At 69.3% G+C, this 7,359-nt stretch carries 8 protein-coding genes; 1 reads left to right on the top strand and 7 read right to left on the bottom strand.

Translation table 11 applies throughout. From position 1 onward, the window contains the following. The first annotated feature begins 292 nt into the window (after positions 1–292). Entirely contained in the window at positions 293–1,114 is an 822-nt protein-coding gene (locus tag G0Q01_RS15655; RefSeq protein WP_164189624.1) for a quinoprotein dehydrogenase-associated SoxYZ-like carrier, read from the top strand. Positions 1,115–1,166: 52 nt separating this feature from the next. Here the strand turns inward: G0Q01_RS15655 and G0Q01_RS15650 are convergent, their stop codons facing one another. From G0Q01_RS15650 to G0Q01_RS15620, 7 genes are all read right to left on the bottom strand, one after another. Further along, positions 1,167–1,682 (bottom strand): RES family NAD+ phosphorylase, encoded by a 516-nt coding sequence (locus G0Q01_RS15650; protein ID WP_164189626.1) that lies wholly within the window; start codon positions 1,680–1,682, stop codon positions 1,167–1,169. Beyond that, positions 1,682–2,032: an antitoxin Xre/MbcA/ParS toxin-binding domain-containing protein gene (locus G0Q01_RS15645; protein WP_108970510.1), complete on the bottom strand. Its 351-nt coding sequence runs from the start codon at positions 2,030–2,032 to the stop codon at positions 1,682–1,684. The genes G0Q01_RS15650 and G0Q01_RS15645 overlap by 1 nt, the downstream gene beginning before the upstream one ends. A 69-nt stretch (positions 2,033–2,101) precedes the next feature. Beyond that, positions 2,102–2,452, bottom strand: a complete 351-nt coding sequence (locus tag G0Q01_RS15640; RefSeq protein WP_164189628.1) for a hypothetical protein — start codon at positions 2,450–2,452, stop codon at positions 2,102–2,104. Next, complete coding sequence (locus G0Q01_RS15635; protein WP_164213610.1) at positions 2,449–3,120, bottom strand: hypothetical protein; 672 nt, start codon at positions 3,118–3,120, stop codon at positions 2,449–2,451. The genes G0Q01_RS15640 and G0Q01_RS15635 overlap by 4 nt, the downstream gene beginning before the upstream one ends. Positions 3,121–3,216: 96 nt before the next feature. Beyond that, positions 3,217–5,442 (bottom strand): PAS-domain containing protein, encoded by a 2,226-nt coding sequence (locus tag G0Q01_RS15630; RefSeq protein WP_164189632.1) that lies wholly within the window; start codon positions 5,440–5,442, stop codon positions 3,217–3,219. Next, positions 5,439–6,596, bottom strand: coding sequence for an FIST N-terminal domain-containing protein (locus G0Q01_RS15625; RefSeq protein WP_164189634.1), 1,158 nt, complete (start codon positions 6,594–6,596; stop codon positions 5,439–5,441). Before G0Q01_RS15625 ends, G0Q01_RS15630 begins: the two co-directional genes overlap by 4 nt. A gap of 5 nt (positions 6,597–6,601) precedes the next feature. Further along, a complete protein-coding gene (locus tag G0Q01_RS15620; RefSeq protein WP_108970515.1) occupies positions 6,602–7,327 on the bottom strand; it encodes a response regulator transcription factor in 726 nt (241 codons plus the stop codon). Positions 7,328–7,359: the final 32 nt, after the last annotated feature.

The raw sequence follows: 7,359 nt of genomic DNA, 5'->3' as shown, positions 1-7,359 counted from the left end.
TCGCGGCGCCCGCCACGGGACGCGCCTCGAGCGCGGCGACGCAGCCCGCCCGGTCTGCCGCCTCAAAGCCCGGCAGCAGCGCGGCGCGGCAGGGCGGCTCGCCCGCCAGCCCCGCGCAGAGCATCACGATGGCCTCGAACATGCCGCCTCCCGTTTCACCACGCGCCGTGTCGGGCCAAGCCTCGCGCCCCGGCGCGGCGCGATCCATACCGACCTTGCGCTCGGTAGCCCCCTGCCCCGCCGCGGCCTAGACTGCCGCGACCCAGACCCGACCCGGTCCAGGAGGAGCCCCATGCCGCGCCAAACCATCCCCGCCGCCCTGATCGCCGCCGCCCTCGCCCTGCCCGTGCAGGCCGCCGAGACCGCCGGCACGCCGTTGCAGGACAGTCCCACCTGGGAGGAGCTGCGCCCCGACATCACCGGCGACGCCGCCATCACCCCCGCGGGCGGCCTCTTCACCGTCGAGGCCCCCTACCGCGCCGAGGACGCCGCCACCGTGCCGCTGCACATCGTGCAGACCGACCCGTCGCTGCCGATCGAGCGCGCCACGGTGGTGATCGACGAGAATCCCTCGCCGGTTGCCGGCAGCTTCACCTTCGGCAGCGCCATGGCGCCGCTCGATTTCGAGCTGCGGCTGCGGGTGAACGCCTATTCCAACGTGCGGGTGATCGCCGAGACACCGCAGGGACTGCGCATGGACGGGCGCTACGTGAAGGCCTCGGGCGGCTGCTCGGCCCCGGCCAGCAAGGCAGGAGACGAGGCGCTGGCCGATCTGGGACGGATGAAGCTGCGGCTTTTCGGCCCGGCCGAGGACCACGCCCCGCAGCAGTCCACCGCCCGGCGCGAGGCGCAGATCCAGATCCGCCATCCCAACTTCTCGGGGCTGCAGCGCGACCAGATCACCCAGCTCTTCATCCCCGCGCATTTCATCGACCATCTCGAGGTCTGGCAGGGACAGGAGATGCTCTTCGCCATGGACGGCGGCATCTCCATCTCGGAAAACCCCGCCTTCCGGTTCACCTACGCCGACAACGGCGCACCGGCGCTGCGGGTGACCGCGACCGACACCGAGGGGAACGTCTTCGACTCGGAGCTGCCGAAAGCGGGCGGCTAGGGCCCCGCGCCCGCGTGCACATAGGCGCTCAGGACAGGGCTCAGCACGGGTCTCAGGATGGCGGCGCGGGCGGATGGCGCAGGCGGTTGTCGTCGTCGATGAGCCGCAGCCGGTGCGGCAGCGCCTCTCCCCAGCGCCAGAGCACGAGGTTGCGTGCCGCCGCGCGGGCGCCGGGCGCAAAGCTCGGCACGCGCATGCCGCAATAGCCCATCGCCAGCACCCGCTCCGCCAGGTCCTGCGTCGGCGCGCTGCCCTGCATCGCCTGCCGCGCCGCCCAGTCGGGCAGGGCCAGATCCTCGGGCCGTGCGCCGATCTGCGCCAGCGCCGCCACGTCGCAGGCGTCAAAAAGCGGATCGAGATCGGCCTCCACCGCCACCAGCGTCACCGGGGCGAACTGCCCGGCCTGCTGCACCTCGTTCAGTGCCGTCTCGACGCTGTCGGCAAGGTAGAGCGCCGCCCGGCCGACCCGGTTGAAGCGCCCGCCGAAGCGCTCGGCCCCCTCACCCGACAAGGGGCGGTAAGCCCAGTAGGGCGAGAGCGCGCGGTAGAGCGTGCCGCGGAACTGCATCAGGCGGGGATGCCGGCGTCGAGCCTGTCGAGATAGAGGTGCACCCAGTCGGCGTGGCCATCGCGCACAAGCTGCATCGCCGTCGCCTCACCAAAGCCCGAAAGCGGCGCCGAACGGTACCAGGCATAGGCCAGCAGGTCCGAGCCGAAGCGCGGCGCGACGCGGTTGACGATCTCGACCATCTCGCGCAGGCGCTTCTGGGTGCGCGGGTTGCCCACCCGGTTCGCCCTGGTCAGCGCGTCGCGCCCGAGCCCGGCGGTCTGGGCGATCTCGTCCACCGTGGTGCGCAGGCTCTGCGCCATCAGCCGCGGGGCAAAGAGCCCATCATCCGAAACACCGCGAAGATCCATGCCTGCCACCCATTATGACGTGATACGCGTCAATATGGGTGGCGAAGCGGAAGAGGTCAACCCTTGCGGTCAGAAGAAGCAGACCACCTCGGCCTCGGCCTGTGCCCGGCGCAACTCTGCGACGATGCCATCGGCCATGGCCGAGCTGTTGAAGATCGCCATGCGCTCGCCGCCGGTGAGCCGAAGCGACAGCACCGTCTCGGCCTCGACGTATTTGTCATAGGGCAGGATGGCGGCGATCTCGTCGATCGAGCAGGCGCATTTGCGCAGGTTCTCGCGGCTCTGGCCGTTCGCGGCCATGCAGCCGAAGACGTAGTCGGCGCGCACCTCGGTCGGGTAGTCGTTGAGCCGCTCGGCCACTCCCTGCGCCGAGAGCGCCGCCGGGGCGCAGAGCGCCAGCACCAGAACCAGCCGGATCATTGCGCCGCCACCTCGTCGAAGCGCAGCTCCGAAAGATAGCCCCCCTGCGCGCCCTCGGCGCCCGGCGCCTCGGCGATCAGGCTCAGGTACCAGCCCGGCACCGCCTCGGACATGGTGACCCGCAGCTCGAGATCGCCGAAGCCCATCATCCGCGCCCGGTTCGGATCCTCGGCAAACGGGCGCAGGGTAACGGTGCGCGTCTCGATGGTCTTGCTGCCGTAGCTGGCCTGCCCGGTCTCGACCTCGGCGGGGCGCACCAGCGACTCCTTGATCCGGTTGCGGATGTAGAAGGGCGAGCCGCCGGCGGTCTCGGCCATGTCGCGGATCACCGTCTCGTAGAAATACATGATCATCGGGTTGCCGACGCTGGCCGGGAAGCTGCCGAGGTTGCGGTGCTTGCCGTCCTTCAGGAACTGCAGGTTGGCGATCCGCGCCTCGGGCGTCTGCTCGAACGAGAGCGCGATCTCGCCGCTGCCGGTCTCGGCCGCCTCGGGCAGCACGCCGTTCTGCACGGCGCGGCTGTAATGCAGCACCGAGCCGGCAGCGATGCTGTCGAGCGTGCCTTCCTTGAACAGCAGCTCATAGGTCTGCTCCGCCTCGGTGGTGGCCGCGGCTGCGGGCAGCGCGAGCGCCCCCAGCACGGCAATTTGGGCCAGTTTCCTGCGCATGGCGCGACTCCTCCCGCGTGGTCTCCCAGTGCGCAGCCTACCCCCCCTGCCCTGCCTGTCATTGCCGACTTTTGTCGGTGCCCGCCACGTCGCACCCTAGACCTCCGGCGACTGCCAGCGCACCTTCCAGTCGATCAGCGAGCGCAGCCGGGCCAGCTGCACCGGCTTGGTCAGCACCGAGAACCCCTGTGCCGCGCCCTTTTTCAGAAGCCCGTTGCCGCGGTTGGCGGTGATCATGATCGCCGGCACCTGCGCCCCGCTGGCGCGGCGGATCTCGGCGATCGCCACGTCGCCGGTCTCGCCGCCGTCAAGCTGGTAGTCGGCGAGGATGATGTCCGGCGGCATGCCCATGTCGCGCACGTGCCCCAGCGCCTCGGAGATCGAGCGCGCCGCCAGCACGCTCGCGCCCCATTGCTCGAGCTTTTGCGAGAAGGCGAAGAGCACGTCCGGGTCGTTCTCCACCAGCAGCACGATGTGGTCCATCTCGTAGGCCACGGCCGGGGCGCGCTCGCGGTCGTCTTCGGGCGCGGCGCGGCGGCCCTCGACCACCTCCATCTCGATGCTGAAGACCGAGCCCGCGCCGGGCTTGGAGCGCACCCGCACCTGGTGGCCGAGCTGGCGGCAGGTCCGGTCGACGATCGACAGCCCCAGCCCCACCCCCGAGCCGAGCGGCACGTTGTCGGCCCGGGCGAACTCCTCGAAGATGCGCTTCTGGTCCTTGCGCGAGATGCCGATGCCGGTGTCCCAGACCTGCAGCTCGATGCGCCCGCCGCGGCGCCGGCAGCCGACCAGCACCCGGCCGCCCTCTGGGGTGTATTGCAGCGCGTTGACCACGAGGTTCTGGATCGAGCGCAGCAGGTAGACCGGATCGGAGCGCACGAAGACCATGCTCGGCACCACGTCGAGCCGCACGCCGCGGCGCTGCGCCACCGGCACCTGATCCTCCCAGACGCTGCGCATCAGCGTGCCAAGGCAAAGCTCGGAGGGGGTCAGCGCCTTGTCGGCGCTCTCGAGCCGCGAGATGTCGAGCAATGAATGCAGCAGCTGCTCGATCGAGGTGAACGAGCCTTCGAGCCGCTCCACCGTCGGCGCAAAGCGCGTGTTGACCGCGGCATCGAGCAGGGTCGCGATGAGCAGCTTGGCTGCGTTGATCGGCTGCAGCAGGTCGTGGCTGGCGGCGGCAAGAAAGCGGGTCTTCGACGAGACCGCCGCCTCGGCCCGCTCCTTGGCCAGCCGCAGCTCTTCCTCGACCCGGGCCATTTCCTCGAACTGCAGGCGCAGCTGCGCGTTGGCGCGGGTCAGCTCGGCGGTGCGCTCGATCACCCGGTTCTCGAGCATCACCGTGGCGCGGGTTTCCAGCGTCACGTCCTTCAGCTCCAGCAGCACCCCGCCATCGGGCAGCCGGTGAGCGTGCAGGTCCAGCATCCGCCCCGAGGCATGGCGCAGCCGCCGCCGCAACCGCCCCTGCCGCTCCAGCCGGTCGAGCCAATGGGCGATGTCATGCTCGGCGGCCTCGGTGATCAGCCCATGCTGGGCGACGTAATCGAGCATCCGCGCCAGCTCGACCCCCTTTTGCAGCACCGTGTAGGGCAGCCCCAGAAGCTGGCGGAACTGCTGGTTGAACATCATCACCGCGCCCTCGGGCGAAAACGTGCAGACCCCCGATGTCATGTTCTCGAAGACCGCCTGCAGGTAGTCCGCCTGCCGGTCGATCAGGCTTTCCTTCTCGGACCGGTTGCGGCGCAGGATGGCGGTCATCTCGGTGAGCAGCAGCACGATGTTCTCGTCGCTCGTGCGCTGCAGGTTGATCTGGTACCAGCGGTCGCCGGTCAGCTCGATCACCAAAGACACCACCGAGGCCCCTGCCCTGCCCCGCCGCGCCTGTGCCAGCGCCGCGTCGAAGCTGCCCTCGACGCTCACCAGATGCGCGCTCCTGGCCATGGCCGAGAGACAGGCGCCGATCTCGAGCCCCGGCCGAAGCTGCTCGGAGATGTCGGGCAGCAGCCGCTGGAAGTTGTCGTTGCAGACCTCGAGCCGCCCGCCGGTGAACAGCGCCACCCCGCCATCGAGCGCCGCCAGCGCATCGGCGAGGTTCTTGCGCATCCGCTCTGAATCGTGCCGGGCGTGGCGCAGCGCATCCGTGGTCAGCTCGAGATCGCGGGTCTTGGCCCAGACCTGCGCCTGCAGAGCAATGGCCGACTGGAACGCGCCATAGGCGGTGCTGCCGATCTCGTGCTGCCGGTTGGCACGGCGGATCAGCGCGTCGATGATCTTCGCCTGCCGGGCGACCTGGTTCTCGAGCGGCTCGTTGGGGTCGATCATGCGAAATCGCGCCTCCCCGGCTCGAAGAAGGCGACGCCGACGAAGGTCTGGTTCACATGGACCCCGCAATGCTGCTCGCCGTAGGTGTTGAACCCCAGCACCCGGCGCCGCCGGAAGATCTCGCTCACCGCCGGGGCGAGCTGCTTCTGCTCGATCTCAAGCTTGCGCAGCACGCAGTCGAAGCCGAGCACGAAATCCGGCGGCGCGTCCTGCGGGCCGGTGACGTCGAGCTCGTGCTCGAGCGTCTCGAGGATCTCCTTGCCCCGGCCCAGCGTCAGGATCAGCCCGTCGTCGATCGCCCCGAGGAAGGACAGCGCGTGCGAGCTCGGCGCGCCATGCACCGCGCGCACGTGGTAGTTCATGTTCTGCCGCACAAGCATCGGGTTCTCGGCAAAGACCTGCGGCGACAGCCGCTCGACCGGCACGCCGACGATCCGCGCGTATTCCAGCGCCGCGGGAGCACCGTTGATCTCGAACACCAGCCGCTCCTCGGGCAGCGCGCGGGTCACCACCATCTGCTCGTCGGTGGGCAGGAAATGGTCGAAGCCGAGGCCACGGAACTCGAGATCCGTTTCAACCAGAAGGAGAACGGCCGCATTGCTGTGGAAACGCCCGTCGTGCAGCACGAAGGTCTCCTTGAAGGCAAGATTGTCTCCCGCCGAGCCGCCGAAGACCGGCACCTCGCCAAGCGCCGCCTCGAGCGTGGCAACCAGCATCTCTTCTTGCTTCGCGAGCCCGTCGGCAAAGATCAGGGCCAGCCGGTTCCAGCCGGCGGTGCGGCGGAAGCGCCCCGCGTGGCTGCGCACCTCCGAGGCAATGGATTTCATCAGCAAGGGTTTCAGAGGCGAGATCAGCATCGAGGCGCAGCGGAAATGCTCGCGCGGGAAGGCCAGCAGCAGCAGCGCCCCGGTCTCGTAGCCCTCCTGGGTGATCGTCCCGGCAGTGGTGCAGCCAAAGACCGGAACCCCGCCCGCCCCCTCTTCGAGCGCCTGCGCCACGGCGTCCAGCACCAGCCCCTCGGGCATGAAGGCGAGGATGAAGCACGTGTCCGACAGGTCGAGCACCGCCAGCGCTTCGCGGACGGCACCCGCGGCCTCGGTCCGGTACGAGACCGCGATGCGGACGAAGCGCGGCAACAGGCGGTCTGGCGCCATATGGGTCAGCGGCTCAGGAAGGCTTGGGCATCGGCATCCGCGGCACCGATGGTCGTGGCGGGCTGCGAGCTCTCGACCAGCACCGCCGCCTGCGTCCGGTTCTGCACCCCGAGCCGGCGCAGGAGCGCGGTGATATGCGCCTTCACCGTAGCCTCGGCGAGATCGAGTTCATAAGCGATCTGCTTGTTGGGCTTACCGGCGCAGATCAGTTTCATGATGCGCTTCTGCTGCGGCGTCAGCTCTGCGAGCTTGGGGTGCATCGCCTCGAAAGGCGGCGCCTCGGCCTCGCTCACGGTCTCGCCCAGGTACCCCGCGTGCACGTAGCGCCGACCGGCGGCGATCTCGCGAAGCGCCTCGCGCAGCAGCGGTGTCGGGGCGTCCTTGGGCAGGAAGCCCGCGGCCCCCTCCTCCATCAGCGCCTGCACCACCTGCACCGAGGTGAGCGAAGAGATCACCAGCACCGGCACCTCGGGCAGCGCCTCGTGCAGACGCTGGAACCCGGAAATGCCGCAGACATCCGGCAGCTTGAGGTCGAACATCACCAGATCGGGGGCGAGCCCCTGCGCCAGCAGATCGAGCGCCGCGCCGAGGGTCTGCGCCTTGGACGGCTGACATTCCGGGAACACCATCCGCAAGGCGGCGTCCAGCGCGTCGCTGTAGAGCGGATGATCGTCGACGATCAGAACAGGCCCAATCGTGCCCGATGCAGCCGCATCTTGCATGTCTTTCATTGAACTCTCCTCCCACGAAGAAGGTAGCGCAT

Source organism: Salipiger sp. PrR007, from assembly GCF_010499845.1.
GTDB classification, from domain to species: Bacteria; Pseudomonadota; Alphaproteobacteria; order Rhodobacterales; family Rhodobacteraceae; genus Salipiger; species Salipiger pacificus_A.
The sequence above is the reverse complement of the archived record's forward strand: the minus strand, read 5'-3'. Positions and strand labels throughout refer to the sequence as shown.

Excerpts from the sequence above, each read along its gene's own strand:
- G0Q01_RS15655 (WP_164189624.1), top strand. The coding sequence starts at position 293 with ATGCCGCGCCAAACCATCCCCGCCGCCCTGATCGCCGCCGCCCTCGCC.
- G0Q01_RS15650 (WP_164189626.1), bottom strand. The coding sequence starts at position 1,682 with ATGCAGTTCCGCGGCACGCTCTACCGCGCGCTCTCGCCCTACTGGGCT.
- G0Q01_RS15645 (WP_108970510.1), bottom strand. The coding sequence starts at position 2,032 with ATGGATCTTCGCGGTGTTTCGGATGATGGGCTCTTTGCCCCGCGGCTG.
- G0Q01_RS15640 (WP_164189628.1), bottom strand. The coding sequence starts at position 2,452 with ATGATCCGGCTGGTTCTGGTGCTGGCGCTCTGCGCCCCGGCGGCGCTC.
- G0Q01_RS15635 (WP_164213610.1), bottom strand. The coding sequence starts at position 3,120 with ATGCGCAGGAAACTGGCCCAAATTGCCGTGCTGGGGGCGCTCGCGCTG.
- G0Q01_RS15630 (WP_164189632.1), bottom strand. The coding sequence starts at position 5,442 with ATGATCGACCCCAACGAGCCGCTCGAGAACCAGGTCGCCCGGCAGGCG.
- G0Q01_RS15625 (WP_164189634.1), bottom strand. The coding sequence starts at position 6,596 with ATGGCGCCAGACCGCCTGTTGCCGCGCTTCGTCCGCATCGCGGTCTCG.
- G0Q01_RS15620 (WP_108970515.1), bottom strand. The coding sequence starts at position 7,327 with ATGAAAGACATGCAAGATGCGGCTGCATCGGGCACGATTGGGCCTGTT.